Origin of the sequence: Arthrobacter sp. NicSoilC5 (genome assembly GCF_019977395.1) — a bacterium.
GTDB lineage: Bacteria > Actinomycetota > Actinomycetes > Actinomycetales > Micrococcaceae > Arthrobacter.
Window position 1 is genome coordinate 3,080,920 of the sequence record NZ_AP024660.1, and the last position, 26,626, is coordinate 3,107,545.

Consider the following 26,626-nt stretch of genomic DNA (forward strand, 5'->3'; position numbering starts at 1 on the left):
CGCCTTTTCGCGGCGGACCGCGAGGGTCAGTAGACGGAGCCCTCCAGCAGCTCGGAGAGCCGGCCGGCCGCACGGCGCAGTTCCGGAACCCCGGCTTTCAGGGTAGCCTCGCTGGCTGCTTCCACCGGGCTGGTGAGCGAGATCGATTCGGTGGGCCGGCCCGTCCGGTTGGGCACGGCCATGGCCACCGACAGGACGCCGGTGGCACGCTCATCGGCGGAGAACGCATAGTCGGTTCCGGGTTCCGGGAGCCGCGCACGCAGTTCCATCGCTGTCAGCTCCGCGTCTTCCTGGCCGGCCGCAACGGCCGTCGCCACCGCCTGCTGAAGTTCGTCATCGGACGCCGATGCGAGCAGGATCTTTCCTGCGGCGCCGAGCGTCAGGGGCAGTCGTTTGCCCAGCGGCAGGTCGTAGCGCAGCGGTGCCTCGCCGTCCACGCGCGCCACCAGGATCCGCTCGAACCCAAGCCGCGAATACAGCGACGCCGTCAGCCCGGTCTGAGATGCCACTTGCTGCAGGACGGGGCGCGCGGCGACCACCAGGGGATCGTTCTCCAGGAAGCTCCGTGCGGCGGGCAGGACGGCCGGGCCGATCCGGTAGGACTTGTCCGTCTGGCTCACCATCCCGAAATCCTGCAGCACCCGGAGGATCCTCAGCGTGGTGGGCAGGCTCATGCCGCAGTTCCGCGCCAGGTCACTGAGCCGCTGCGGCCGTTCGGCCCGCTGCAGTTCGGCGAAGACCTCCATGGCCCTCGAGAGGGAGCGCATGTTCGAGGACTTGGGGCCCTCTTCTGCCGTGCCGGCCGTGGTGGAAGTCGTCGTTGCCATTCTTTCATTCTATGTAAGTTTCTTGCGCTTGACAGTACCTGTGTCTCCTGTCACTATTTCTCAGTACGCAATATAGTTTCATTCTATGAAACGCAATGACGCGCTGTGAAAAGGAAACTCATGACAACGGAGTCAGTCACGACAAAAGCAGGGAGCACCGTCCGGATCGCGCCCGGTGTGCTGGCGGGGATCGGCGCCTTCGCCGCCGTCGGCATCTATGTCCTGGTCAGCTCGGCCACCCTGGGGTTGTGGACGTCGCTGGGCCCTGGCGCCGGAATGTTCCCCTTCGCTATGGGGGCTCTCCTGGTGGCAATGTCGGCCGTCTGGCTCCTGCAGGAACTCCGCCGGCCGAGCGTCAGGGGTGAGGGCGTGGACAAGGGAGTGGTCATCTCCGTCGTGGCCAGCCTGGTCATCCTGGCGTCCGTGATGGACCTGCTGGGCTTCCAGCTGAGCATGTTCGCGTTCCTGCTCTACCACCTGAAAATCCGGGGACGCCGGGCATGGGTGCCCTCACTGATCATCGCCCTGGCGGGAAGCGTCGGCGCTTTCTACGCCTTCAACTACGGCCTGAACGTGGCCCTTCCCGTCTCGGCATTTACTCCGCTGAACCTGATCGGACTCTAGGCATGGAAACCCTCAACGAACTGCTCGGCGGCTTTGCCACCGCCATGACCTGGCAAAACCTGCTGTTTGCCTTCCTCGGCTGCCTGCTCGGCACCATCATCGGCGTCCTGCCCGGCGTCGGACCCGTCGCAGGCGTGGCCCTGCTGATCCCGCTGACGCTCAACCTCGACCCGGCCGGGTCCATCATCATGCTGTGTGCCATCTTCTACGGCACCCAGTACGGCGGAACCATCACCAGCGTCCTGCTGAACACTCCCGGCGAAGCCTCCTCGGCCATCACCACCATCGACGGCTATGCCATGACAAAAATGGGAAGGGCGGGTGCGGCACTGACGCTGGCCGCCGTCGGGTCCTTCATCGGCGGTACGATCGCCACCGTTGGCCTGGTCGCCGCCGCGAAACCGCTCGGCGAGATGGGCCTGCTGGTGGGGCCGCCCGAGTTCTTCGCGCTCATGGTGGTGGGCATCTCGCTGCTGGTCGCCCTGGCCGGAAAGTCCATGGTCAAGGCCCTGATCTCCGGCGCCCTGGGCCTGCTGATCTCCATGGTGGGCATCGATCCCGTGGCCGGAGCACCGCGCTTCACCTTCGGCATCGACAACCTGATGGACGGGGTCAGCTTCGTTGCCGTCATCGTCGGCGTCTTCGGACTCTCCGAAATCCTCTCCTTCCGCCGGAACGAGCCCACCCCCATGGTGCACGCCCCCGGTTTTCGGCAGCTGTTCCCGTCCAGGACGGAATGGCGCCGCAGTGCACCCGCCATGGCGCGCGGCACCGGCGTCGGCTTCGGCCTGGGCCTCATTCCCGGCATGACCGGCTCCGTGTCCTCCCTCCTTTCCTACGCCACGGAAAAGAGGTTCTCGCGGTTCCGCCACCAACTCGGCAAGGGCGCCGTCGAAGGCGTGGCCGGTCCGGAGACCGCCAACAATGCCCACGCCAACGCTGCCCTCATCCCGCTGTTCACCCTGGGAATCCCCGCCTCGCCCACCATCGCCGTGCTGATGGGCGCGTTCCTGCAGCAGGGCCTCACCCCGGGACCCAGCCTGTTCACGGAACACTCGGAGATCGCCTGGGCCATCATCGCCAGCCTCTTCATCGGAAACGTCCTCCTGCTGCTGCTGAACGTCCCGCTCGTGGGGCTGTGGACCTCCATCCTCCGCGTGCCCACCCCGATCCTGACCGCAGTGATCCTCGTGTTCATGGTCATCGGGGCGTACACCATCAACTTCAGCGTCTTCGATGTCTACGTCATGATCGGCTTCGGCCTCCTGGGCCTGGCACTGCGGAACCTCGACATTCCGCTGGCCCCGATGGTGCTCACCCTGGTCCTCGGGCCGCTGATGGAACGCTCGCTGCGCGAATCGCTGGAAATATCCCAGGGCGACTTCACCGTCTTCACCAGCCGTCCCATCTCCGCCGTGCTGATCGGCCTTGGCCTGCTCATCATCTGCAGCCCCCTGCTCAAGCTCCGCAAACCCAGGGCCCTCATGGAGGACCCGGAAGCCTGATTCCCCGCCACTACCCGCATTTCCCGCACCGCTTCAAAGGAGAAGAACCATGTCACGCAAGAAGATCATTGCAGCAGTCGCAGCTGCGTCCCTGCTCGCCCTCACCGGCTGCGGCGCCAACGCCGGAGCCGGCAACTCCGCCGCAGCCGCCGGCGACTTCCCCAAGAAGGGCAAGTCAATCGACCTGATTGTCGCCTTCTCGTCGGGCGGCGCCGTGGACACCGCCGCCAGGCTCATCCAGCCGGTCCTCGAAAAGGAGCTCGGCACCAACGTCGAGGTCATCAACAAGCCCGGTGCCGGCGGCCAGATCGGTTACACGGCCCTGACCGGCGCCAAGCCGGACGGCTACACCATCGGCGCCACCGGATCCCCCTCGGTGGTGGTCTCACCCCTGGACCCGGCCCGCGGCGCGAAGTACACCAGGGACAGCTTCCAGCCGCTGGGCCGGCAGGTCATCGACCCCACCGTCATCGCCGTCCAGCCGGACAGCCCGTACCAGACCCTGAAAGAGCTGCTGGAAGCGGTCAAGGCCAAGCCGAAGTCACTCACCGCCAGCACCACCGGGATCCAGACCGGCGAACACTTCGCCCTGGCCCAGATCCAGGAAAGCACCGGCTCGGAGTTCGCGCCGGTCCACTTCTCCGAGGGCGCCTCCCAGGCCACCACCGCATTCCTGGGCAAGCACGTGGACGTCCTGGTGGCCAACGTCAGCGACGTGAACGACCTCAGCAAGCAGGGCAAGGCACGGGTGCTGGGCGTCATGTCCGGGGACCGCGCCCCCTCGCTGCCGGACATCCCCACGTTCAAGGAATCCGGCTACGACCTGACCGCCGGCACCGCCCGCGGATACTCCGCGCCCGCCGGGCTCCCGGCTGACGTGGCCAAGAAGCTCGAAGCCGCCATCGAGAAGGCCATCGAGGACCCGGCCGTGGTGCAGAAGATGAAGGACCTGGGCCTGCAGACCAGCTACCTCAACGGCACCGACTACCAGAAGTTCTGGGCAGGCCAGGAAGACGACTTCAAGAAGGTCCTCCCGCTGGTCCAGAAAAAAGACTGACCCCTCCACCCCTAAAGGAACCGACCATGACAACTCCAGCCATCGACACCAGCGCCGACTTCGCCCGCCCCGACCAGGGCATCGTGGACCGGCTCGCCAAGCTGCCCGCTGCCAATATCGGTGACGCCATGGACCGGCTCGGCGTGGCGGACTCCGCCATCCAGGCCGTGTGGCCCGGTGCGAAGCTCGCCGGACCGGCGTTCACCGTGTGGACCCGTCCCGGCGACAACAAGGGCATCCATGCCGCCCTGCAGCAGGCCAGTCCGGGAGATGTCATTGTGGTCGCCGGCGGCGCCGATGAATCCCGCGCCCTCCTGGGTGAACTGATCGGGGAGCGCGCCATCAACCTCGGCGTCGCGGGCTTCGCGCTGGACGGAGCAGCGCGCGACGCCGAGGCGCTGGGTGAGATCGGCATGCCCGTCTTCGCCCGGGCTACTTCGCCCGCCGGCCCCTACAAGGACGGCCCGTTCAGGCTGGGAACCGCCGTAGCCTTCGGCGGCGTCCCCGTCCTGCCCGGCGATGTCATTGTGGGTGACTCCGACGGCGTGGTGGTTGTCCCCCGGGAGCAGGCCGCCGCCGTCGCCGAAGCCGCCGAAGCGGTGTTCGCGGATGAAACCGGCCGCCGCCAGGCCATCGTCGCCGCCCGCAACTGAACCGCACCCCCACCAGAACGTCACCAGAAGGAACAGAGCAAAACCATGACAGCGTGCACCGTCATTGGCCTCGGCGAAGCCGGAGCCACCTATGCCGCAGCGCTCGCAGCTGCGGGCCACCAGGTCACCGGGTTCGACCCCGTGGCCCCCACCACCCCGGAAGGCGTCACTCGGATGGCCACGGCGGCCGAAGCATGTGCCGGGGCAGACATCGTCCTGGTGATGACCGGAGCGGCAGCTGCCCGCAACGTGGCGCAGGAATGCCTGCCGGTCCTGGGTGACGGCAGCGTCTACGCCGACTTCACATCCTCCTCCCCGGGCGTCATGCAGGAACTCGGACAGCTGCCCAGCAAGGCCGGCTTTGCCGACGTCGCCATCCTTGGCCCCGTCTCCGCGCTGGGGGAAAAGACGCCGCTGATGGTGAGCGGCCCCGGCGCCCAGGCTGTTGCCGGCCTGCTGCGTCCCCTCGGCGTGCAGGTGGAAATCGCCGACGGCGAGCCTGGGGCTGCGATGGCCCACAAACTGCTGCGCAGCGTCCTCATGAAGGGCCTGGCGTCCGTGGTGGTGGAAGCGGTCACGGCCGGCAAGGCAGCCGGCCTGGAGGACTGGATCCGCGGCCAGATCGCGAACCAACTGGCAGGGGACGGCCAGGCTGTCATCGACAGGTTCCTCACCGGAAGCGCCAAGCACGCCGTCCGCCGCTCCAAGGAAATGCAGGACACCGCCAGCTACCTCTCGGACCTCGGTGTCCCGGCCGAGATGACCACCGCCTCCGCCGCAGCCCTCGCCCGGATGGCCCAGAACGCGGAACCGGCCTTGCGCTGACCGCGCAGCAGGGCACAATCAGGAACGGGAAATACGTGATTTCAACAGCAACAAGCATTCCGTTATTAGGAGCAGCAGCATGATCGGCATCTGGGCACTGGGCGCCTACCTTGCCGTGATCCTGCTTTGGACGACTGCAATCAAGCGCAGCGTGGGGGAGGCCATGATCCTGGGCTTCCTGGTGGTCCTGCCGTTTACCGGGGCCGCCGCGGCACAGGTGGGTTGGTCAGCGTTCTACTCGGCAGCGACCGACGAGATTGTCTACGCCACCATGGCGTTCGTCTTCATGGGCTACCTGCTGGATAAGGGCGGCGTCCTGGACCGGTTGATCGACCTGCTGAACTCGCTGATCGGCGGGGTGAAGGGCGGTCCGGCGTGGGTCTCCACCGTGGCCTCGGCAGGCCTGGGCGGAGTGGTCCACAACCAGGCAGCCATCGCCGCAACGGTGGGCTCGGTGACCATTCCCTGGATGGAAAAATCCAAGCTGGACAAGCCTGCTGCCGCAACCCTCGTGGCCGGGAACGCCGGGATGGGCATCACCTTCCCGTTCAGCGCCTCCATGTTCGTCCTCGTAGGCTCCGCTACGGTGGGGCCCCTGCTGGATATCAACGCCCTGGTCCTTCCCCTGCTGTTCGGCGGCCTGTGGTGCTTCCTGCACCGGCTCATCGTCACCTGGATGCTCATCAGGAAAAGCGGAATGGCACCGCTCGATGCCGCCCACCGCCTGCCTGTACGGGCTGCGTTCGGCCAGGGGTGGGCCACGCTCCTGCTGTTCGTCGTCGTCGCCGTCCCGTTGGTGATCACCTCAGGGTTCCTCACCTCGGCGCTCTCCGACTGGACCGGTGGGGATGTCAGCAAGTCCGTCAGCGTGATCGTGTGGATCCCGGTGGTCCTCCTCATTACGGGTGCCCTGCTGGGCCGGAAGAAACTGCCCCGCACCGGCCGCGACTGGGGAAACCTGCTGCACGGTTCGGCCCCGCGGTTCGGCATCGTGGGCGTTACGGTGCTCTTCGCCTTCGCCGGAGCCAATGCCCTCGCCGCCACGGGCCTTCCCAAGCAAATGACCGCCCTGCTGAACGGGATGAACCTTCCCCTCTGGCTGCTCGCCATCCTGATCGGGCTGATTGTCATCGCGGTCGCGGCCCCGCTGTCCGCGACAGCCACCATGGCCGCCGTCGGAACGGTCGGTGTCGCAGCCCTCGTTGCGGCCGGTGTTCCGGCCACCACCGCTGCCGTGGCTGTCCTGGTGTTCTCCTCCTGCGAGGCGGCGGTCCCGCCCGGGGGCGCGCCGCTCTATGTTGCCTGCGGCATCGCGGACGTCAACCCCCTCAAGACCTTCGCCCGCCTGCTCACCCACTATGCGCTGCCCCTGCTGGTCATCGGCGTGCTGATCATCCTCGGCGTCCTGCCGATCTAAGGAACCACCATGAACACACCGCGCAGGATCACCGGAACCGTCTTCACCCTCACCCTCGCAGTCCTCCTCATCGGCGGCGTCCTGTTCGTTGCCGGGCAGGCCGCGGGCCTCGTGGCCGGGCAAAACGGCTGGCTCCAGTTCTTCAACAACGTCATCAAACCGCCCCTCTGCATAGCCGCATCGGTGTGCGCGGTGGCCGGCTTCCTGCTCAGCTACGGGCGGCCCGGGAAAGAGGCCGGGCAGAAACAGGAAGCCACCACCCGATGACTGCCCACGGAACGTTTCCCACTTACGCGGAACTCCTGGCGAGGGAGGGCGACCTGGCGGGAACATCCTGGGGCCTCTTTCCGGAGCCCGACAGGGGTACACCGTCCTTCATCACCCCCGCGGCCGTCCTGGAAGCCAGGAACAGCATCCGCACCGGTACCGTGTTCGGCCTGGACTATCCCGCCGACGCCTTTGATCCGGGGATGTCGCTCAAGCGCGGAGCACCCCGGCACACCATCTACTCCTCCCATCCCGCCCACCGCGATGACTACCTTGACGGCTATTACCTCCAGGGGTCGACGCAGATTGACGGGCTCCGGCACCGCCGGGCCGATGACGTGGGGTTCTACAACGGCGTCCCGGACCACCGGGTCACTGAAGGCACCCCGGACCTGGGGGTCCAGGAATGGGCCGAGCACCCCATCGCCGGCCGGGGCGTGCTGGTGGACCTCGAGGGCTTCCGGAACGGCATGGGCCAGCCCATCGACCACGCAGCCGGGGAACCGCTGGGCTTCGACCTGATCCACGCGGCCATGGAGTCCCAGTCCCTGGCCACCTGTCCCGGCGACATTCTGATGCTCCACACCGGGTGGTGCGAATGGTTCCTCGCCCTGGACCCGGAGGCGAAACAGCGGCTCCGTGAAAGCCGGAAGGCAACAGGCGTGGCGCAGTCGCAGGAGTTCGTGGCCTGGGCGTGGGACAGCCGGTTTGCCGTGATCGCCGCCGACAACTTTGCCTTCGAGTGCCTCCCCGCGGTCCCGGGAAGCCCCTACCGGGAGTCCGCGGTCAACGACCACGGCATGATGCACCAGCAGCTCCTGGCCAAGCTCGGCATGCCCCTGGGCGAGCTGTGGCGGCTCGGCCCGCTGGCTCGGCACATGCGCAGCTCGGGCAGGTGGGACGCGTTCATCAGCATCAAGCCGCTGAACATTACCGGCGGCACCGGATCCCCGGCCAACGCCACCGCCATCATGTGAGCTGAAGGCGGGATAGCGTCACGCCGGGCAGGCTTTCAGGCAGCGCACGACGGCGGGATCCCGGGTTTCCGGGGCTTCCCCGCCCCGGGTGGGCCGAAAGCGTGCCGTGCGTGACGCCGTCGTCCGTCTTACGTCCTGCCGGGGCGTCCTAGGGCAGGGCCTGCTAGGGCAGCCGGGACGGCCGCAGGACGCTGGCCTCGCCTGCCCGGGCAGGGTCCAGCGGCACAGGGCTGACCAGCACGGCAGGACCCCGGTGCAGGAAGCCGCTGGAGACGGCCCGGCAGCGGATGCCCCCGCGGCCACGCATGGCCGGATGGGCGCCGGGGGCGAGCATTTCGTTCATCCATGCGCACGGCTGGGCGTGCCGCCCGCCGTGCAGGGCCACCGAGGAGCCGCCGGATTCCAGCACGAAGTCCTGCCCCAACAGTGGGGCCAGCTGGGCCCCGCGCAGCACCACGTTCCGGCGGGTCAGCAGCGGATCGAACGGCGCCGAGCCCAACTCTGCGGCGATGGCCTCGAGGGACTCGACGGCGAACAGGGTCACCGCAGCATCCATGTGCGCGGCCTTGCCGAAGAACCGGTCGCCCACGATGCCCTTGCCGGCCACCACCTCAGCCTGCGGAGCATCAGTGGTGGGAACGTCGGCGGCGCCGTCCCGGGCTCGGCCAAAGTAAGCATGCGCGGGGGATACCAGCAGGTGCAGGATCTCGACGTCGTACCGGAACATTTCGGGCATACGGCCAGCGTAGGCCAGCCCGGCATTGAAATCCTGCCGCCGGATGGAAGGATCAGGAACCATGAAGACTTCACCGGCCGGCCAAGCCAGTGCGCCGCCCAGGAAACGGACGGCCCTGTTCTGGGCATCGGCAGGGTGCGCCGCCGCCCTGACCGGAGTTGCGCTGTGGATGCTGGCAGGCAACCCCGCCGTCCTGGGCGGCCACCCGCTGCTGCCGTGCATCCTGCTGGCCGCGGCAGCCGCCGGTGCAGCCTGGGCAGCCCTGCTCTGGCTCCGCCGCGATGTGCCCCGGCCCCGCTCCCGCGTCCGGGCCATCGGCGCGTGGGCCGGCAGGCTGGCCGTCCTGGCCCTCGCCGCCGGGCTCGCCTGGCTCAACCCCTTCGCCTATCAGCCGGGCCCGACGGCGGAGGCCGGGCCTGCGTCGGACCTCACCGTCACCGAAACGGACACCGCCATCACCATGGCGCCCGACGCAGCCAGAACCACCAAGGGGCTCGTCTTCTACCCGGGAGCACGCGTTGATGCCCGGGCCTACCAGGACGTCCTGGCTCCCGCGGTCGGTGCCGGGTACCGGGTGGTCATCCTGAAGGAACCGCTCGGGCTCAGCCTGCTGGACGGCAACCAGGCCCGCAGCGCCATCGAGGACAACCCGGACATCGCTACGTGGGCGGTGGGCGGCCACTCCCTGGGCGGGGTGTCCGCATCGTCATTCGCCCTGGCGAACACCGACATCACCGGCCTGGTGCTGTACGCCTCCTACCCGGTGGAATCGCTGCGGGGACGGACCGGCCTTTCCGTCCTGTCCGTCTCCGGGACCAAGGACGGTCTCAGCACGCCGGACAAGATCCAGGCCTCCCGGGAACTCCTGCCTCCGGATACTGAGTTCGCCGCCGTCCAGGGCGGAGTGCACGCGTTCTTCGGCGACTACGGTGATCAACCCGGCGACGGCGAGCCCGGCATCAGCCGCAGCGCCGCGCAGCAGCAGATTGGCGCCGCCACCGTCAGCTTCCTGGGCCAGCTGCCGGGAAGCCGCTGACGCAGCGTCCTAAGTAGGCCCAGCCGCCCGCTTTACGCACCGACGTACGCGGCCAGATGCTGGCCGGTGAGCGTGGCCCGGCCGGCCACCAGGTCAGCCGGGGTGCCCTCGAAGACGATCCTGCCGCCGTCGTGCCCTGCTCCCGGACCGATATCGACGATCCAGTCACCGTGCGCCATCACTGCCTGGTGGTGCTCAATGACGATCACGGACTTCCCGGAATCCACCAGCCGGTCCAGCAGCCCCAGCAGCTGTTCCACGTCCGCCAGGTGCAGCCCCACCGTGGGCTCATCCAGGATGTAGACGTCCCCGGACTCGGCCATCTGGGTGGCCAGCTTGAGCCGCTGGCGCTCGCCGCCGGACAGCGTGGTCAGCGGCTGGCCCAGTGAAATGTATCCCAGGCCCACGTCCGCCAGGCGTTCCAGGACCTTGTGCGCGGCGGGAGTTTTGGCCTCGCCCCCGGCAAAGTATGCCAGTGCCGCGTCCACGGACATGTCCAGGACGTCCGCGATGTTCTGGCCGCCCAGGGTGTATTCGAGGACGGCGGGCTGGAAGCGGCGGCCCTCGCAGTCCTCGCAGGTGGACTCCACCGTGGCCATGACGCCCAGTTCGGTGAAGATCACCCCGGCGCCGTTGCAGGTGGGGCACGCGCCCTCGGAGTTCGAGCTGAACAGCGCCGGCTTCACGCCGTTGGCCTTGGCGAATGCCTTCCGGATGGGCTCCAGCAGCCCCGTGTAGGTGGCCGGATTGCTCCGCCGTGAGCCCTTGATGGCACCCTGGTCGATGACGACCACGCCTTCGCGCTTTGCCAGCGAGCCGTGGATCAGGGAGCTCTTGCCGGACCCGGCCACGCCCGTCACCACGCAGAGCACGCCCAGTGGCACATCGACGTCGACGTCCTGCAGGTTGTTCGTCGACGCGCCCCGGACCTCCAAGGCGCCCGTGGCGTCCCGGAAGGACTCCTTGAGGCGGGCGCGGTCGTCCAGGTGGCGCCCTGTGATGGTGCCGCTGGAACGCAGCCCGTCCACGTCGCCCTCGTAGACAATCTCGCCTCCGCCGGTGCCGGCCTTGGGACCGAGGTCGACGACGTGATCGGCGATGGCGATCATCTCCGGTTTGTGCTCCACCACCAGGACGGTGTTGCCTTTGTCCCGCAGCTGCAGCAGGAGCGTGTTCATCCGCTCGATGTCGTGTGGGTGCAGGCCGATGCTGGGTTCGTCGAAAACGTAGGTGACATCCGTGAGGGAGGAGCCCAGGTGGCGGATCATCTTGGTCCGCTGTGCCTCGCCGCCGGAGAGGGTGCCGGCCGGGCGGTCCAGTGAGAGGTAGCCCAGGCCGATCTCGGCAAACGAGTCCAGCAGGTCCCGGAGCCCGGCGAGCAACGGCCGGACCGAGGGCTCGTCCAGCCCGCGGATCCACTGCGCCAGGTCGCTGATCTGCATGGTGCACAGGTCCGCGATGTTCTTGCCGTTGATGCGCGAGTTGAGCACCTCCGGCGTGAGCCGCGTTCCGCCGCAGTCCGGGCAGGTGGCGAACGTGACGGCGCGCTCCACAAACCGCTTCACATGCGGCTGCATGGCCTCCACGTCCTTGGAGAGCATGGACTTCTGGATCTTGGGGATGACCCCTTCGAACGTGAGGTTGACGCCTTCCACCTTGATCTTGGTGGGCTCGGCGTACAGCATCGTGTCCAGCTGCTTCGCCGTGAACTTGGCGATCGGCTTGTCCATGGGCAGGCCCATGCCCTCGAACAGGCGGCCGTACCAGCCATCCATGGAGTAGCCGGGAACAGTGAGCGCGCCTTCGGAAAGGGACTTCGAGTCGTCGTAGAGGGCGGTCCGGTCGATGTCGCTGATGTTCCCCATGCCCTCGCAGCGCGGGCACATGCCGCCCAGGTAGGTGACCTGGCGGACCACGTTCTTTTCCACCCGGCCGCCCTTCTCGGTGCTCATGATGCCGCTGGCCTTGCGGGTGGGCACGTTGAAGGAGAAGGCGGTGGGCGGGCCGACGTAGGGCTTGCCCAGCCTGCTGAACAGGATCCGGAGCATGGCGTTGGCGTCGGTGGCGGTGCCCACGGTGGAGCGCGGGTTGGCGCCCATGCGCTCCTGGTCCACGATGATGGCTGTGGTCAGGCCTTCCAGCCGGTCCACGTCGGGCCGGGCCAGGCTGGGCATGAACCCCTGCACGAACGCGCTGTAGGTTTCGTTGATCATCCGCTGCGACTCGGCGGCGATGGTGGCGAACACCAGCGAGCTCTTGCCGGAGCCGGAAACACCCGTAAACGCGGTCAGCCGGCGCTTGGGCAGCTCCAGGCTCACGTCCTTCAGGTTGTTCTCCCGGGCGCCTTGGACCCGGATCAGGTCGTGGCTGTCGGCTACGTGCGCCGCCTGCCTGGTTTCCATGTCTGCTTCCGTGCTCAAGGTGTCCCCCTCTTCCTGGAGCGGCGCCGAAGCGGAGCTGCGCTGGCAGCCCCGTTCCGGCGTCGTCCGTTATCTACGTGTCTGTTGATATGCCTAAGGCTGCTGGTTGATGCGGACCGTGTTGCCGGCCGGGTCGCGGAAGGCGCAGTCCCGGATGCCGTACGGCTGGTCGATGGGTTCCTGGACCACGTCGGCCCCGGTTGCCTCCACCTTGGCGAACGCGGCGTCCACGTCGGGGGAGGAGAGGACGATGGTGGCGTAGGTGCCTTTGGCCATCATCTCGGTGATGGTGCGGCGCTCGTCCTCGGTGATGCCCGGGTCCACGGCCGGCGGGTGCAGGACGATGGAAACGTCCTTCTGGCCGGCGGGGCCAACGGTGATCCACCGCATGGTGCCGCGGCCCACGTCGTTGCGGATTTCGAAGCCGAGCGCGTCGCGGTAAAAGGCCAGGGACGCGTCCGGATCGGTGGCGGGAAGGAAGGTGGAAGAAATGTTGATGTCCATGCCAGTCATGCTAGTGACGGCTCCCGGGCCGGCGCTTCTCGATTCCTGACCGGTCTGGTGACCTGTTTCGCTACGCAGGCCGGAATCCCCGCCGTCGACTCCGCTGCTTCCTGCTTGTAGACACTCGGCGGCATTCCCACCAGTTCGCTGAAGCGGGTGCTGAAGGTGCCCAGCGAGGAACAGCCGACGGCGAAGCACACCTCGGTGACGCTGAGGTCGCCTTTGCGGAGCAACGCCATGGCCCGTTCGATCCTGCGGGTCATGAGGTAGCTGTACGGGGATTCGCCGTAGGCAAGCTTGAAGCGGCGGCTGAAATGGCCGGCCGACATATGGACATCCCGGGCAAGGGATTCGACGTCCAGCGGCTGGGCATATTCGCGGTCCATCCGGTCTTTGACGCGCCTCAGCTGGGTGAGTTCACGGAGGTAGGGATCGGGTGCGGGACTGCTGGTCACAGCTTCGATCGTGCTACGCCGCGCGGGCCTTGTCCAGACGTGGGGAGTATCACGTATCGGCCGTAATTTGGGCGTCCGCGCGCGGGATATGATTATGCCGCCGGCCAGCGTAAGAGGTCCTCGCCCGAACAGGGCTCGAGTCAACGCAGAGCTGGATGATGCAGGTTCCACGGAACGGCATCCGGCGAAACCCAACCCTGAACCACCTCTTGAGCCCTGCCCTGATACTGCGCAGGCACCACCTTGGAAGGACGCCATGGAACTGCTGTGGGAAATTGCCGGCTGGGCAGGCGCTGTTGCGATTCTCAGTGCATACCTGTCTGTTTCCATGGGGTGGCTGAAGGCCGGCAAGGGCTTCCAGACCGCCAACCTCTTTGGCTCCGTTGCCTTCATCATCAATGGAACCCTGCATGGCGCCTGGCCGTCAGTGGTCACCAATGTTGCCTGGTTCCTGATCTCTGCTGTGGCGCTGGTGCGCATGCGTTCGGAGGAAGCGGCCGCCGAGCCGGTTGAAGCCGCGCATGTCCAGTACCCGGGCGTTCCGGACTCCACCGGCCAGCTGGCCGTTGTCGAGGCGTTCACGGACGCCCTGCCCGTGGTCGGTTCCGCGCCCGTCCTGTCGGACGGGCCCCGGCTGGCCGTCTAGGCCAACGAGGGCGGCCCGCGCCGCAGGCGCCTTAAGGCTCCCGCGCAAAAGACCTATTGACAGGACAAACCTTCTCTCATATCGTGTTAGAGCGCTCCATTATCAGGAGTGGCTTTTCAAAGGAGAGAACCCCATGAGGCTTGGTGTCTACAACGCGATCCTGCATGACCGTCCACTGCCCGAGGCGCTGACGGTCATCGCCAACCTGGGCCTGACGGGAATCGAGATCAATACCGGCGGCTTCCTTCCCCCGGTGCACGTTCCCACCTTTGACCAGATCCTGGAAAGTGACGCGGCGCGTGATGACTACCTGGCGCTATTTGAAGGGACCGGCGTTTCCATTGCGGGGCTGAACTGCAACGGCAACCCGTTGCACCCCAATCCGGAGATCGGGGAGAAGCATGCCGGGGACATCCGCCGCTCCATCAGGCTGGCGCACCGGCTGGGCCAGGCCCGCGTGGTCACCATGTCCGGCCTGCCCGGCGGCGAGCCCGGGGCGACCGTTCCCAACTGGATCGTCAACGCTTGGAACTCGGCCGCGCTGGACGTCCTGGATTACCAGTGGGAGATTGCGGCGGAGTTCTGGAAAGAGATCGACCAGCTGGCGCGCGAGCTCGAGGTCAAGGTGGCCCTTGAACTGCACCCGCAGAACCTGGTGTTCAACACCGCCGATGTCCGGAAGCTGATCGATCTCACGGGGGCCACCCACGTGGGCGTTGAGCTGGATGCCAGCCACCTCTTCTGGCAGCAGATGGACCCGGTGGCAGTGGTCCGCGAACTGGGCCCCCTGGTATTCCAGGCTGCCGCCAAGGACGTCCGCATCAACAAGGAAAATGCCGCACTGTACGGGGTCTTGGACAACAGCTTCCGCCGGCTGTCCCCGGACGAGAACCGTACCAACCTGGGCGGTGACGAATGGGCCAACGAATGGCCACGGCACTCCGCCTGGGACTTCGTGGCCCTGGGCCGCGGCCATGACACCGCCTACTGGACGGAGTTCCTGCGCGCCCTGCACGAAGTGGACCCGGAGATGCTGGTCAACATCGAGCACGAGGACGTTTCACTCGGCCGGATCGAGGGCCTTCAGGTAGCTGCGAAAGTCCTGCGTGACGCGGACGCGGCACTGCGGGAGTCGCTGGCCTCCACTTCGGCGTAGAAGGCCTGTTCTTCCCTGCGGTTACAGCAGGGGATGGCTTTGCGCGTCCGGCTCGCCGGCGCGGACGGTGGCACGGTCCACGATGTCCTGGGCCACAGCGTAGACCTTGCGGTTTGTGTCCTGGCTCAGCTGGCTGATGAGCTCGTAGGCCTGATCGGCGGTGACACCGGTGCGGCCCATCAGGACGCCCTTGGCCTGTTCAATGACCGCCCGGTTGAGCGCCGACGCCGCCACCGCCTCGGTGGCGAGCTGGTGCCGGTCCGTGTGGATTGACGTCGTGAGGTCCACCACCACGCCCCAGACGCCGATCGGGGTGTCTCCGTCCATGATGTAGTCGGCGGAGTAGAGCAGCTTGTGCTGGTGGTCCTTGCGGTCCCGGATGGACAGGTACATGGATGACGGTCCGCCCTGGGTGGACACATGGTCCCAGTAGGCCTGCACCCTTGGCCGGTCTTCGGGCTCGACGTGGGGAAGCACCATCTCCATGGTCGGGACCACCTCGCCCCGTTCGTACCCGTAGATGCGGTACAGCCCGTCCGACCAGCGGAAGACGCCGTCCGCGAAGTAGTACTCAACGAATCCGGTGGGGCAGTTAAGGAAATCGGTGTGCTGGACGTTACCCTGCGCGGAATCTGGGTGCCTGCTGCTTGGTTTCAATAAAAGGCCGTTCGACGTGCTGTGGCCCGGCTCCCCTGCGCCCAGGCCTGAAAACACCAGAATATAGCAGGGTTTAAACGGCCGTCCCGCTTTCGAACCCGTGGACCGGTGCCGGAATGGCCCACTTTTGGGGCCACTAACGACGGCGGGACCCCGGCATTCCGGGGTCCCGCAGCTCAATGCCGGCCCAGGGTGGCGATCGCCTGCCGCACCGCGGCCAGGTCCAGATCGCCAAGGCCCTGCGCCACCAGTTCCGCGTACAGGTCGACGCCGGCGGAGGCCATCGGTGCGGCGGTGCGGGCAGTGGCGGCGCTTTCCAGTACGAAGGACAGGTCCTTGTGCATGAACTTCGCCGGCCCTGTCGGCGTGTAATCCTTTGCCGCGAGCCGGGGGCCCACCACCTCCAGCACCCTGCTGGCGGCGAGGCCGCCGGACAGGACCTCAAAGAGGGCTTCCACATCCAGCCCGGAGCGTTCCGCAAGCTCGGCAGCCTCGGCGAGTGCCGCCGTCGTGGTTCCCACGATCAGTTGGTTGCACCCCTTGGCCAGCGAGCCGGCACCCAGGTCACCCAGTCGGCGGACGGAGGTCCCCATTGCCTCCAAAGCCGGGAGGGCCCGGCTGAAGTCTTCCGGGGAACCGCCGGCCATGATGGCGAGGGTTCCCCGCTGCGCGCCGACCGTGCCGCCGCTGACCGGGGCATCAAGCACCGAGGCACTTCCGCCGCTGGCATCCGCAACGGCGAGCCCGAAGGCCCGCACCGCAACCGGCGACACGCTGCTCATCACCACAACGAGTGTTCCCGGTGCGGGCGGCGCCGCCCGCCACGCCTCCAGGAGCCCCGCCGCAGCCTCTTCAATGAAGGGGAGGTCGGGGAGCATGAAGATGATGACGGGCTCGTCCCGAAGGTCCGCAACGTGGCTGGCGGCGTTCCCGCCCAGCGCCTCGAGGTCGCGGACGGCGCCGGGGGAGCGGTTCCAGCCCGTGACCTGCCACCCTGCCTTGAGCAGGTTGGCGGCCATCGGCGCTCCCATCAGCCCCAGCCCGACGAACCCCGCACTTTTGGGCGCAGGGTCCGTCGGGGCGGCGTTGCCGATGGTCACTTGGCGTCCTCCACGAGCACCAGGTCGCGGCCGTTGGTTTCCGGGGTGAAGAAGGTGGTGGCGAACGAGATAGCCGCCAGGACCAGGGAGTAGAGCGCGGGTACCAGCCAGGAGTGGTTGGTGGCCGCCAGCAGCGCGACGCCGATCATCGGGGCGAAGCCGCCGGCGAGCACGGCCGAAAGTTCACGGCTCAGGGCCACGCCGGTGAAGCGGTGCTGCGAGCCGAAGAGTTCCGGGAGCAGGGCGCACTGCGGGCCAAGCATGGACTGCACGCCCAGGGCGATGCCCACCACCATGACCACCCAGACCAGGGCCACGTTGCCGAGCGTCACCAGGTAGAACGCCGGCAGGGCGATGACGGCCTGGAAGAGCGCGCCGTAGCGGTACACGGGAACCCGGCCAAAGCGGTCGGACAGGGCGCCGAAGGCAACAACCAGCACCGCTGCGAAGCCCGCGGCGATCAGCAGGCCGGTGGGGCCGATGAACTTGTCGCCGGGGAAGACGCCGGCCGGCATGCTGATGAAGGACACCAGCAGCGCGGAGTAGATGGACGAGTTGCCGTTCTCGCCCATGCGGAGGCCAATGCCCACCAGTACGTTCTTCTTGGAGTGCTTCCAGATCTGGCCCACCGGGTTCTTGACCACGGCCTTGTGCTTCTCCAGTTCCTGGAAGACCGGGGTCTCCTTGAGCCGGAGGCGGATGAAGACGGCAATCGCGATCAGGATGATGCTGGCCAGGAACGGAACGCGCCAGAGCCAGCCCTGTAGGACCTGCTTGTCCGCCAGGGCCATCAGGGCAAAGGTGCCCGCACCCAGGAGGGTTCCCAGCTGGATGCCCACGAACGGCAGCGAAGCGAAGAAACCACGACGACGGCGCGGGGCCACCTCGGAGATGAGGGTGGTGGCGCCTGCCTGCTCGGCGCCGGCGCCCAGGCCCTGGAGGATGCGCAGCGTCACCAGGAGCACCGCCCCCAGCATTCCCGCCTGGTCGAAGGTGGGCAGGAGGCCGATGGCGCAGCTGGAGAGGCCCATCAGGCCGATGGTCAGGATGAGCACCATCTTGCGGCCGAAGCGGTCGCCGATGTGGCCGAAGACCACCCCGCCGAAGGGCCGTGCCGCGAAGCCGACGCCGTAGGTGGCGAAGGAGGCGATAACGGCTCCGCTCTCGCCGAGCGGGGCGAAGAACAGTGGTCCGAAGATCAGGGCCGAGGCCAGGCCGTAGATGTAGAAGTCGTAGTACTCCAGGGCGGACCCTACGGAGCTGGCAAGTGTTGCCCTTCGCAGCTGGTCCGGATCGACGACGGCGCCGTCCGTGGTGGCCTGCGGTGAGTTAGTACGAGTTGTCACGAAAACTCCCTCTAATGCACTCCAGGCCCCCGTTGGCCTGGTGGGATAGCGGCAACACCTGTTGTGTCGATCACTATGCTGAACACAATACAGCAAGCTGAACAACTGGCAACAGTTTTTGGTTTTGAGTTACGGAAAGCCGCTGGGCCGGCCCGGGACTAGCCCATCGGGTTGCCCAGGGAGTGGGCCAGTTCCTGCAGTTCCTTGACCATTTGGGAGCCCTGCTCCGGCGTGTAGGTGGCCTTGAGGGCTGTCACGGACAGGCCCAGGCTGGGACCGTGGGCGCCGCGGGTGGGGACGGAGACGGCGAGGCACACCACGCCGGTGGTGGATTCCTCGTCCTCGAAGGCAAATCCCTGCTCGCGGATCTCCTTCAGCTGCGCCTTCAGTTCCGCGCCGGTGTGCAGGGATTTGGGGGTGAGCACCGGCAGTTCGGCGTCATCCGGGAACATTTCCTCCAGGTCATGGTCACGCAGGCGCGCGATCAGGGCCTTGCCCACGGCGCACAGGGACACCGGCATCTTGTCGCCGATGTTGGACGTGAGCCGCACGGCGGGGTGGCCCTCATACCGGGCCAGGTAAATGACGTTGGTGCCATCCAGCATGGCGATCCGCACCGTTTCGCGGGACAGGACGGAGGCCTGCTCGCAGTAGCGGTAGAACTCCTGTACCTCATCCATCCGGCCGAGATACGCGGCGCCCAGTTCCACCAGCTTGCGGCCCAGCGTGAACTCCGAGCCCTGCCGGCTGATCAGGCGGGCCTCCTCCAGCGCCAGCAGGAGGTTGGAGGTGGAGGACTTGGGGATTCCCACTTCGCGCGAGAGGTCACTCAGGGTGAGGCGGCCGGTGGCCGAGGCGGCAAGGGCATCCAGGACGGCTGCTGCCCGGGTGACGGCCGGCGCCGGCGAGGTGGCTCCCGCTTTGTCGGATGAAGCGGGGATGTGGGAATCGGCCATGATTCTCCTTAGGTCGCCAGGGCAGACTGCGGTTCCGTTCAGTCAACTGAACGCAATCCATCATAAGGGCCGCGGCGGTTCACGGCGCCGTCAGGCCACCGGGCTGCCCAGGGTCCCGATGCCCTCCACTGCGATCTCCACCCGGTCCCCGGGCTCGACGGGTACCACTGTGGCGGGCGCTCCGGTCATCACCACGTCGCCGGGTTCCAGGGTCAGCCATGAAGTGACGTAAACGAGGCAGTCCACCACCGTGGAGGGGAGGTTGAAGGTCCCGGAGCTGGCCTTGGCTGTCCCGTTGACGTACACGTCGATGGCCACCTTTTCGGGATCTGGGAGCCCGGTTTCTATCCAGGGGCCCAGGGGTGTGTAGTTGACGCCGGCCTTGCCCTGGAAGTTCCGCTCATCCACCGCGTTCTGGTCCACGTTGGTGACGTCGTTGACGCAGGTGTAGCCCAGGACATGGTCCAGGGCGTTCTCCACGGTCAGGTTGGCGGCTGTCCTGCCGATCACGACGGCGAGTTCACCCTCGGCATTGACCGTGCCCTGGCCGCGGGCCGCGGTGATGGTGTCGCCGGGTCCGGCGACGGTGTGGACGGACTTGTGCCACGCCTGGATGGGCAGGGGGTGGTCATTCAGGGTCCGGTTGTGGCCAATGCCCAGGACGACGGCGGGCGTCACCGGGGCGAGGAATGTTGCCTCGCTGTGGGTGGTGGCGCCGCCGGTGTAACGGAGGGTTTCCTCGAAGGGGTCGATGATGTGGTGCCAGGTGCCGTCGCTTTCAACGGCGTGCTGCGGGCCTGCTGCTGTTTGGATTCTGGCGATGCGCACTTCTCTGCCTGTCCTAGTAGAAGTGGACCGTGTCCACGAGGTGGGGGAGGTCGCCGCCGTCGAGGAACGTCCGGAGGTTGCTGCAGAACCGTTCGGTGATGAGGCGGTTCTCGGCGGCGCTGAGGGCTGAGGTGTGCGGCGAGACCATGACCTTGGGATGGTTCCACAGGGGGCTGTCCTGGGGCAGTGGTTCCACGGCGAAGACGTCAAGGCAGGCGTAGCCCACCTGGCCGTTGTCCAGGGCCTCCAGCAGCGCCTCCTCGTCCACCACGGTTCCGCGGCCCACGTTGACGAAGGTGGTCCCGGGCTTCATGGCGGCGAACAGGTCCCGGTTGAACAGCTTTTCCGTGTAGGCGGTGCCGGGCAGGGTGTTGACGACGGCGTCTGCCGTGGCCAGGAGGGCGGGAAGCCCGGCGTTGTCCACCACCTGGTCGATTCCGTCGATGGGCTCCACGGTCCGCTTGGTGCCGCTGACCTTCATCCCCAGTGCCCGTGCGATCCGGGCGGTTTCCAGTCCGATTTCGCCGAGGCCGCTGATGACCAGGTTGGATCCATTGACCAGCCGGGTGGGGACCCGGAGGCTGGGCCAGGCCTTTGCAGCCTGGTCCTGGGCAAGTTCGGCGCTGCGCTTGAAGCCGTTGAGGATTCCCATCGCTGCGAACTCTGCGAGGGGCAGGGCGTGGACCCCGGCGGAGGTGGTGATCTTGAACTTCTGCAGGACGTCCTGGCTCAGGCCCGACGCCTTGACCGCTCCGCCCGCCCCGGCCGCCATCGCGTGGACCCACTCCAGCCTTGGGTTTTCCCGGGCGATGCGCGCCAGGCCGTCAGGACTCTCGTTGGGAAAGCCGTACAGCACGTCGGCACTGTTGAGCATTGCCCAGTAGCGCTCTTCCTGTTCAGCCGTCCGTTGGAAGGCCGGATCCCCTGCGTGGTCGGCCGGGAAGCGCTCCGGCGGCAGGAGGCCGGGCTCGTAAAGGACAGTGACGGCGGGGTCAACGGCGCGGATCTGGTCCACAAGCTCTGCTTCGAGCGGGACAGCGATGGCCACGGTCTTGGTGGAAGTCATGCGTACAGCATACTGGGTGATGTTCGAAATATTGAACACCTGGCGACACATGGTTCTTTTACTGCGATTAGTTTTTCAACGAATGACATTAGCCTGCTCCCCCGACGCTTCCTGGCTGATTCTTGGAAGTCGTCGGGTTTGCCTGCAGTCAGGTGGGTCCGCGAGGTCACTGTCACAACGTCTTAGGGAGCACGTTTTGGATTCGAAGGACCATGAAGACAGGCTTGTCATGCTGGGGGTCAACGGCGGACCTGTCATCGCGCCCGGCGAGGCCCAGCCGGCCCTCGCGCTTGTAGTCAACAATGCTGTCTACCTGGTGGACTGTGGGCTGGACAGTGCACGGCAGCTGGTCCACTCGGGGCTCGGCTTCGGCCCGGTCCGGAGCGTCTTTATTACCCACCATCACTTCGACCACACTTCAGGGCTGCCGGCGCTGCTGCTGCACGGATGGACGGCCCGCCCGCCGCTGTCGTTCCTTGACCTGTGGGGACCGCCCGGGACCAAAGCCAAGGCAAGGAACCTCCTGGCCGGCTTCGAGGACGACATCTCCCTGTACCAGGCGGGTGGCGGTTTTGGCCCGTTTCCGGCGGTCGAAGGCCACGACATCGAACTGCCTGCGGATGGCACCATCACTCCCGTCATGGAGGATGAGAACGTGGTGGTGGCCGCAACCAGGGTGTTCCACGGCCCGGAAGTGGCGGACTCCTATGCGTACCGGTTCACCATTAAACGCACGGGCAAGGTGGTGGTCTTTTCCGGCGACACTGCCGCCCATGACGCAAACCTGATTGCCCTCGCCAAGGACTGCGACGTTCTGGTCCACGAGACACAGGACAACTCCGCGGTTGAGAGAATCGCTGCCGGTCTTCCCGGGCCGCAGGCCGCCGAATTGACCAAGCACTTGTTCGAAGCGCATTCCAGCGTCCTTGAACTGCCGGCCATAGCCGCAACTGCAGGGGCGGGAAAGCTCGTCCTGAGCCATTACACCCCCACCGTTCAGCCTCCGGAGGTGTGGCTGGCCATGGTGCTGCCGGCGGCCGAAAAAGCGGGATACACCGGAGAAATTGTCGCTCCCGCGGCTTTGGACGTGATTCCCCTGTGACCTGCTGGTTTACCGGAACCCGGAGGTGTTTGACCCGGACAGGTTGAGTACGTCCTTCAGCATCGCCAGTGCCGCCCCCTTCGGGCTGGAGCGGCCGCCCTGGGCGGTGATGTCCCCGGCGTCCGGGCACCTGAAGACCATGGCCTTTTCCGGTCCAGCAATGGCGAAAAGCGGGTCCCCCGGTGCCACGGCTTCCAAGCGGACCGTGACCATCATGGGCCGCTCCAGGGAGGCGGACGCCACGGCGCGTAAACGCAAGCCTTGCCCGGAGGCCTCCAGTGCCCTGGCGGCCGTGGAGGAGTCGATGGGCTCCGCCTCCACCGCCATGGTGGACACGTCCCAGTTCCAGAGGAGCCCGGCGATAAGCCGCACCTTTGTGGCCGCATCCTTCCCGGACAGGTCCGCGGAAGGGTCTGCCTCCGCGATGCCGCGGCGCTGCGCTTCCCGGACCGCGGACTCCAGCCCGGCACCGCGGGACAGCTCATCGAGAATGAACGTGGATGTGCCGTTGGGGCAGGCCCGGACGGCGCTGCAGCCCATGCCCCGAAGCGCGACGCGGGCCATGTCCGCCGTGGGAAGCGCGGCGCCGGTGGCCCCCGAGATACGGATGCGGCTCCCGCCATCGACGGCGGCACGCTCAAGGTCCCGCCAGTGGCTGAGGATGTGGCTTTTGGTTGCTGTCACTACATCCACCCCACTCCGGAGGGCAGCAACCGCTTCCTCCCGGGCACGGGCGTGAGCGTCCGGTGCGGATGGCAGGGCCTGGACCAGGACAGTGGCGGCGGTCCGGGACAGTGTTTCCTCAATGGGCCCGATTTGGTCCCATGACGAACGGGCCGGCACAGCGGAACCCGCCGCAAGGAAGACTTCGGTCCTGTGACCGCGGATGGCAGCAAGCTGCAACAGGGGACCCTGCTCCAGGACAGCATCGACGAAGGCGCGGCCCACGGCACCGAAGCCGGACAGAACCAGCCGCACAGGTTCTACCAACCGCCCCTACTTCTTCGTCATCCTGTACCGCTCAATCTGCCGCAGCCGCCGCAGGAGGCTGTCGCGCCGCGGGTGCGGGACGGCGTCGGGATCTTCTGCGGTGAGGTCGATGTGCTTGGTGCCGTACTGCCAGAGGAGGAGGTCATCCAGGAGCCGGTCCGGGCCGGGGGAGTAGCGGTGGTCCAGGGCCTTGCGGACTTCCGTGATCTGGTTGGCGCTGAGCAGTCCGGCCAGTTGCATGGTCTGGTTGAGCCCATGCGCGGCGAGAAGCTCGGCAGCCCAGCCCCAGTCATCGTCCACCTTGCGGTCCACGTGCGGGAGCAGGGTCCGCCAGACGTCCCGGATCCGGTTGGGCGTCAGCGGGGCCGCACCCTCGCCGTCCATGTCCCAGTAGCCGCGGACTTCCTCGTAGCTTTCGTGAAGGTCCGAGAAAGCAGTTTCCACGGTTTCCAGCATGGCCGCCGTGGCCGTGAACTGCCGGTCGAAGTGCGGCGTCCAGGCGCGGGGGTCCTCGGCCTTGAACCGGATATCGTGCTCAATCTCGCTCCACGCGTGCGCGAAAATGGTGCGGATCTGGCACTCGAAAAAGTAGCTGCCGTTGGGCTGCAGGTCCGGGTTGAAGACCTGCTGGTACTCCTTGACGGCTTCATTCTGGATGGTGCGCAGGATCAGGTGCCGGCTGGAATACCCGTAGGTGCCGGACTCGATGGAGCCGATGTCCTTTTCCCGGTCGCCGCGGCAGTCGAAAAGCTGCCGCTGGCGCTTGATGACATTGGCCACCGCGGCATTCTCCGCCGGCAGCTTGGTGATCACCCGGATGCCCACCATGTCATTGAGCGTGCGGAACGGGTCCGGAAACTTCAGGAGCCTCCGCCCGCCCGGTTCCAGCGGCTCCTCGGTGCGCGAGATCTTTTCCTTGAAGGATTCCACAGTCTTGGTGCGGCCGGTAACGAACAGCGGGTTAACCTCGCTGTCCTTCAGCATGTCCCGCAAAACAAGCAGGACATCACGGGTAACCAGCTTCAGGGCAGGCCGGACGCGCTCATAGATCTCCACGTTGTGCTGCACCGACTCACGCAGCGGTGCGTCCAGACTTTCCCAGTTACTCGGCATGGTCCCAGCTTACGGCCGGGGTCCGACAGGAAGCCTACGTTGCGGCGGCCGACGTGGAGCCGCGCACCACCAGCGAGGTCTCCAGGGTGACGCCGCCGGACCCCGGCGACTTCCCCTCCATGAGTCCGCGCAGCTGCTCCCCGGCCTTCTGGCCCAGGGCAGTGGCAGGCAGGTGCACACTGGTCAGGCCCGGATTGCTGGTGGCCGAATAGGGCAGGTCGTCGAACCCGGCCACGGCCAGCTCCTCCGGGATCCGGATCCCTGCCACGCGCGCTTCCTGCAGCACCCCGTACGCGTGGGTGTCGGTGGCGCAGGCGACGGCGGTTACTCCCGCGCGCTGCCAGTCCGGCCACGCTTCGGCGAACGCGCCCGCCGCGGCACCGACGTCGATGGTGGTGCTGATAATGCGCTCCGGGCTCACGGTGATGCCGCGCGAGGCGGCCTCCTCCAGGAACGCCGCGCGCCGGACCGCGAACGTCTCGGTGCCGGTCACGCTGTCCACGTAGGCAGCTTCCCTGTGCCCGGCGCCGGCCAGGTGCGCCGCCAGCTGGCGTGCCCCGCTGGCCACATCCAGGTTCACGGAGGGCGCGTAGGACTCCAGTCCCGGCGCATCAAGCAGGACAAGGGGCGACGGCGACGCGAGGTCTTCGAGGAACCCGGCGTTGGGTGCATCCACCAGCAGCCCTGCCGGCCGCAGGGACATCAGGCGCCGGACGTCGTCGGCCTCCGGAAATTCGCCGGCCTCCGTGACGGACAGCAGCAGCTGGTACTGCGGGCCCAGCGACTCCCGCACCCCGGCGATCACCTTGGCGAAGAACGGGTTGGAGATGTCCGGCGCCACCAGGATCACAATCGAGCTGACGCCCTTGGCCAGGGAACTGCCGATCCCGTCCACCACGTACCCCAGCTCCGCAATGGCCTCCCGCACCCGGGAAATGTTGTCCTCGGCCACGCGCCCGGCGGTCTTGCCATTGGCCACCAGCGACACCGTGGCCACCGAAACGCCGGCCCGCGCAGCGACCATCGCCGCCGTCACTCGCCGCGGCCGTGGCCGTTGCTGCTGCACCTGTTCCCCGGAATCCATACTTTGATCGTAGTGGGCACGGCCGGGCGCCGGTCCCGCCTTGGAAAGACGCGCATGGTGAGAGAGGAGAACTTCCATGCGCGCCAAGGCATCAAGCGTTTGACGTGCGGCAATGCGGAGACAGCGTTAAGCGTTTGACGTTAGCCACATAACCCTGCCATGATCACTCCCGGAATACTCAAGACCCCTGCCCGCAAGGCAGGCCCCAATGACGTGGAGCACCATCGTGGAACCAAATCCCCAAGCGAGCCAGCACCGGACGGGTTCAACAGAACCCCGGAAGATCATCCTGGACTGCGACCCCGGCCACGATGACGCCGTGGCCCTGCTGCTGGCACACGGCAACCCCAACATCGAACTGCTGGCCGTCACCACGGTGGTAGGCAACCAGACCCTCGAAAAAGTCACCCGCAACGCCCTGGCCGTCGGCACCATCGCCGGCATCACCGGCGTCCCCTTCGCCGCCGGCTGCCCCCGCCCGCTGGTCCGCAGCATCGAAACCGCACCGGACATCCACGGCGAGTCCGGCATGGACGGCCCCGCCCTGCCCCAGTCCACCATCGAACTGGACCCCCGCCACGCCGTCGACCTCATCATCGACACCGTCATGGCCCACGAACCCGGCACCGTCACCCTGGTCCCCACCGCCGGCCTGACCAACATCGCCCTGGCCGCCCGCAAGGAACCGCGCATCGTGGAACGCGTCAAGGAAGTGGTCCTCATGGGCGGCGGCTGCCACGTGGGCAACTGGAGCGCCGTGGCCGAGTTCAACATCATCATCGACCCCGAGGCCGCCCACATCGTCTTCAACGAAAAATGGCCCGTGGTCATGGTGGGCCTGGACCTCACCCACCAGGCGCTGGCCACCCCGGAGGTGGTGGGGAAAATCGCCGCCATCGGCACCGGGCCCGCCAAGTTCGTCACCGAACTGATGGACTTCTTTGCCCACACCTACAAGGACGCGCAGGGCTTCGACTACCCGCCGGTCCACGATCCCTGCGCCGTCGCGTACGTCATCGACCCCAGCATCGTCAGCACCCGCAAGGTCCCCGTGAACATCGAACTCCAGGGCACGCTGACCCTGGGCATGACCGTCGCGGACTTCCGCGCCCCGGCCCCCGCCGACTGCCACACCAGCGTGGCCGTGGACCTGGACCACGCACGGTTCTGGGACCTGGTCACCGACGCGCTGGTCCGCATCGGCGAGCCGGCCGGCGTCGTACGCCCGGAAAGTGCCCAGCTCACCGCCGGAGGCGTCAAGTAGATGGCCACCGCAACC

Annotated in this window: 27 protein-coding genes; 13 read left to right on the forward strand and 14 right to left on the reverse strand. The window is 67.0% G+C overall.

What is annotated here, in order from left to right; all coding sequences use genetic code 11:
* Positions 1-26: 26 nt before the first annotated feature.
* Positions 27-827, reverse strand: coding sequence for an IclR family transcriptional regulator (locus LDO22_RS14415; protein ID WP_224024063.1), 801 nt, complete (start codon positions 825-827; stop codon positions 27-29).
* 120 nt (positions 828-947) lie between these two features.
* Here LDO22_RS14415 and LDO22_RS14420 point away from each other — a divergent pair, with 120 nt between their 5' ends.
* The 8 genes from LDO22_RS14420 to LDO22_RS14455 all read left to right on the forward strand — a co-directional run bounded on the left by LDO22_RS14420 (position 948) and on the right by LDO22_RS14455 (position 8,152).
* On the forward strand, positions 948-1,451 hold the full coding sequence (locus LDO22_RS14420; RefSeq protein WP_224024065.1) for a tripartite tricarboxylate transporter TctB family protein: 504 nt from the start codon (positions 948-950) through the stop codon (positions 1,449-1,451).
* Positions 1,452-1,453: 2 nt separating this feature from the next.
* Complete coding sequence (locus LDO22_RS14425) at positions 1,454-2,956, forward strand: tripartite tricarboxylate transporter permease (protein ID WP_224024067.1); 1,503 nt, start codon at positions 1,454-1,456, stop codon at positions 2,954-2,956.
* A gap of 49 nt (positions 2,957-3,005) precedes the next feature.
* Positions 3,006-4,013: a tripartite tricarboxylate transporter substrate binding protein gene (locus LDO22_RS14430; RefSeq protein ID WP_224024069.1), complete on the forward strand. Its 1,008-nt coding sequence runs from the start codon at positions 3,006-3,008 to the stop codon at positions 4,011-4,013.
* Between the two features lie 26 nt (positions 4,014-4,039).
* Positions 4,040-4,666: a methyltransferase gene (locus LDO22_RS14435; protein WP_224024071.1), complete on the forward strand. Its 627-nt coding sequence runs from the start codon at positions 4,040-4,042 to the stop codon at positions 4,664-4,666.
* 45 nt (positions 4,667-4,711) lie between these two features.
* On the forward strand, positions 4,712-5,491 hold the full coding sequence (locus LDO22_RS14440) for an NAD(P)-dependent oxidoreductase (RefSeq protein ID WP_224024073.1): 780 nt from the start codon (positions 4,712-4,714) through the stop codon (positions 5,489-5,491).
* A 79-nt stretch (positions 5,492-5,570) separates the two neighbouring features.
* Positions 5,571-6,908, forward strand: coding sequence for a TRAP transporter large permease subunit (locus LDO22_RS14445; RefSeq protein WP_224024075.1), 1,338 nt, complete (start codon positions 5,571-5,573; stop codon positions 6,906-6,908).
* 9 nt (positions 6,909-6,917) lie between these two features.
* Positions 6,918-7,175 carry a hypothetical protein gene (locus tag LDO22_RS14450; RefSeq protein ID WP_224024077.1) on the forward strand — a complete coding sequence of 86 codons (258 nt, stop codon included), beginning with the start codon at positions 6,918-6,920 and terminating at the stop codon, positions 7,173-7,175.
* On the forward strand, positions 7,172-8,152 hold the full coding sequence (locus LDO22_RS14455) for a cyclase family protein (RefSeq protein ID WP_224024079.1): 981 nt from the start codon (positions 7,172-7,174) through the stop codon (positions 8,150-8,152). The genes LDO22_RS14450 and LDO22_RS14455 overlap by 4 nt, the downstream gene beginning before the upstream one ends.
* Before the next feature lie 163 nt (positions 8,153-8,315).
* Here LDO22_RS14455 and LDO22_RS14460 read toward each other — a convergent pair whose 3' ends face one another.
* A complete protein-coding gene (locus LDO22_RS14460) occupies positions 8,316-8,888 on the reverse strand; it encodes an MOSC domain-containing protein (protein WP_224024081.1) in 573 nt (190 codons plus the stop codon).
* Positions 8,889-8,949: 61 nt separating this feature from the next.
* On the opposite strand from LDO22_RS14460, the gene LDO22_RS14465 reads away from it, so the two are divergent.
* Positions 8,950-9,924: an alpha/beta hydrolase gene (locus tag LDO22_RS14465; protein ID WP_224024083.1), complete on the forward strand. Its 975-nt coding sequence runs from the start codon at positions 8,950-8,952 to the stop codon at positions 9,922-9,924.
* A gap of 32 nt (positions 9,925-9,956) precedes the next feature.
* On the opposite strand, the gene LDO22_RS14470 is transcribed toward LDO22_RS14465, so the two are convergent.
* The 3 genes from LDO22_RS14470 to LDO22_RS14480 all read right to left on the reverse strand — a co-directional run bounded on the left by LDO22_RS14470 (position 9,957) and on the right by LDO22_RS14480 (position 13,303).
* Positions 9,957-12,326 carry an excinuclease ABC subunit UvrA gene (locus LDO22_RS14470; protein ID WP_224027253.1) on the reverse strand — a complete coding sequence of 790 codons (2,370 nt, stop codon included), beginning with the start codon at positions 12,324-12,326 and terminating at the stop codon, positions 9,957-9,959.
* Between the two features lie 111 nt (positions 12,327-12,437).
* Entirely contained in the window at positions 12,438-12,857 is a 420-nt protein-coding gene (locus tag LDO22_RS14475; protein WP_224024085.1) for a VOC family protein, read from the reverse strand.
* Complete coding sequence (locus LDO22_RS14480) at positions 12,854-13,303, reverse strand: helix-turn-helix transcriptional regulator (RefSeq protein WP_224024088.1); 450 nt, start codon at positions 13,301-13,303, stop codon at positions 12,854-12,856. Before LDO22_RS14480 ends, LDO22_RS14475 begins: the two co-directional genes overlap by 4 nt.
* A 256-nt stretch (positions 13,304-13,559) precedes the next feature.
* Between LDO22_RS14480 and LDO22_RS14485 the strand changes: the two genes are divergently transcribed.
* The gene (locus LDO22_RS14485; RefSeq protein WP_224024090.1) at positions 13,560-13,949 is read left to right on the forward strand and encodes a YgjV family protein; all 390 of its coding nucleotides are present in this window, start codon (positions 13,560-13,562) and stop codon (positions 13,947-13,949) included.
* Positions 13,950-14,082: 133 nt separating this feature from the next.
* On the forward strand, positions 14,083-15,105 hold the full coding sequence (locus tag LDO22_RS14490) for a sugar phosphate isomerase/epimerase (RefSeq protein ID WP_224024092.1): 1,023 nt from the start codon (positions 14,083-14,085) through the stop codon (positions 15,103-15,105).
* A 21-nt stretch (positions 15,106-15,126) separates the two neighbouring features.
* On the opposite strand, the gene LDO22_RS14495 is transcribed toward LDO22_RS14490, so the two are convergent.
* From LDO22_RS14495 to LDO22_RS14520, 6 genes are all read right to left on the reverse strand, one after another.
* Positions 15,127-15,762, reverse strand: coding sequence for a PAS and ANTAR domain-containing protein (locus tag LDO22_RS14495; RefSeq protein ID WP_224024094.1), 636 nt, complete (start codon positions 15,760-15,762; stop codon positions 15,127-15,129).
* Between the two features lie 176 nt (positions 15,763-15,938).
* The gene (locus tag LDO22_RS14500; RefSeq protein ID WP_224024096.1) at positions 15,939-16,862 is read right to left on the reverse strand and encodes an NAD(P)-dependent oxidoreductase; all 924 of its coding nucleotides are present in this window, start codon (positions 16,860-16,862) and stop codon (positions 15,939-15,941) included.
* Positions 16,859-18,208, reverse strand: coding sequence for an MFS transporter (locus tag LDO22_RS14505; RefSeq protein WP_159634747.1), 1,350 nt, complete (start codon positions 18,206-18,208; stop codon positions 16,859-16,861). The genes LDO22_RS14500 and LDO22_RS14505 overlap by 4 nt, the downstream gene beginning before the upstream one ends.
* A gap of 158 nt (positions 18,209-18,366) precedes the next feature.
* Positions 18,367-19,164 (reverse strand): IclR family transcriptional regulator, encoded by a 798-nt coding sequence (locus LDO22_RS14510; protein WP_224024098.1) that lies wholly within the window; start codon positions 19,162-19,164, stop codon positions 18,367-18,369.
* Between the two features lie 90 nt (positions 19,165-19,254).
* Positions 19,255-19,992 (reverse strand): fumarylacetoacetate hydrolase family protein, encoded by a 738-nt coding sequence (locus LDO22_RS14515; RefSeq protein WP_224024100.1) that lies wholly within the window; start codon positions 19,990-19,992, stop codon positions 19,255-19,257.
* A 13-nt stretch (positions 19,993-20,005) separates the two neighbouring features.
* The gene (locus tag LDO22_RS14520; RefSeq protein ID WP_224024102.1) at positions 20,006-21,058 is read right to left on the reverse strand and encodes a D-2-hydroxyacid dehydrogenase; all 1,053 of its coding nucleotides are present in this window, start codon (positions 21,056-21,058) and stop codon (positions 20,006-20,008) included.
* Positions 21,059-21,254: 196 nt separating this feature from the next.
* Here LDO22_RS14520 and LDO22_RS14525 point away from each other — a divergent pair, with 196 nt between their 5' ends.
* Positions 21,255-22,160, forward strand: coding sequence for an MBL fold metallo-hydrolase (locus tag LDO22_RS14525; protein WP_224024104.1), 906 nt, complete (start codon positions 21,255-21,257; stop codon positions 22,158-22,160).
* A 9-nt stretch (positions 22,161-22,169) separates the two neighbouring features.
* On the opposite strand, the gene LDO22_RS14530 is transcribed toward LDO22_RS14525, so the two are convergent.
* Genes LDO22_RS14530 through LDO22_RS14540 form a run of 3 tightly spaced genes read right to left on the reverse strand, consistent with a single transcriptional unit; the run spans position 22,170 to position 25,347 of the window.
* A complete protein-coding gene (locus LDO22_RS14530) occupies positions 22,170-23,150 on the reverse strand; it encodes a hypothetical protein (protein ID WP_224024106.1) in 981 nt (326 codons plus the stop codon).
* Between the two features lie 6 nt (positions 23,151-23,156).
* Positions 23,157-24,263, reverse strand: coding sequence for a RelA/SpoT domain-containing protein (locus tag LDO22_RS14535; RefSeq protein WP_159634729.1), 1,107 nt, complete (start codon positions 24,261-24,263; stop codon positions 23,157-23,159).
* Positions 24,264-24,297: 34 nt separating this feature from the next.
* Entirely contained in the window at positions 24,298-25,347 is a 1,050-nt protein-coding gene (locus tag LDO22_RS14540) for a LacI family DNA-binding transcriptional regulator (RefSeq protein WP_224024108.1), read from the reverse strand.
* A gap of 208 nt (positions 25,348-25,555) precedes the next feature.
* Between LDO22_RS14540 and LDO22_RS14545 the strand changes: the two genes are divergently transcribed.
* Complete coding sequence (locus LDO22_RS14545) at positions 25,556-26,611, forward strand: nucleoside hydrolase (RefSeq protein ID WP_224024110.1); 1,056 nt, start codon at positions 25,556-25,558, stop codon at positions 26,609-26,611.
* Positions 26,612-26,626 lie beyond the last annotated feature (15 nt).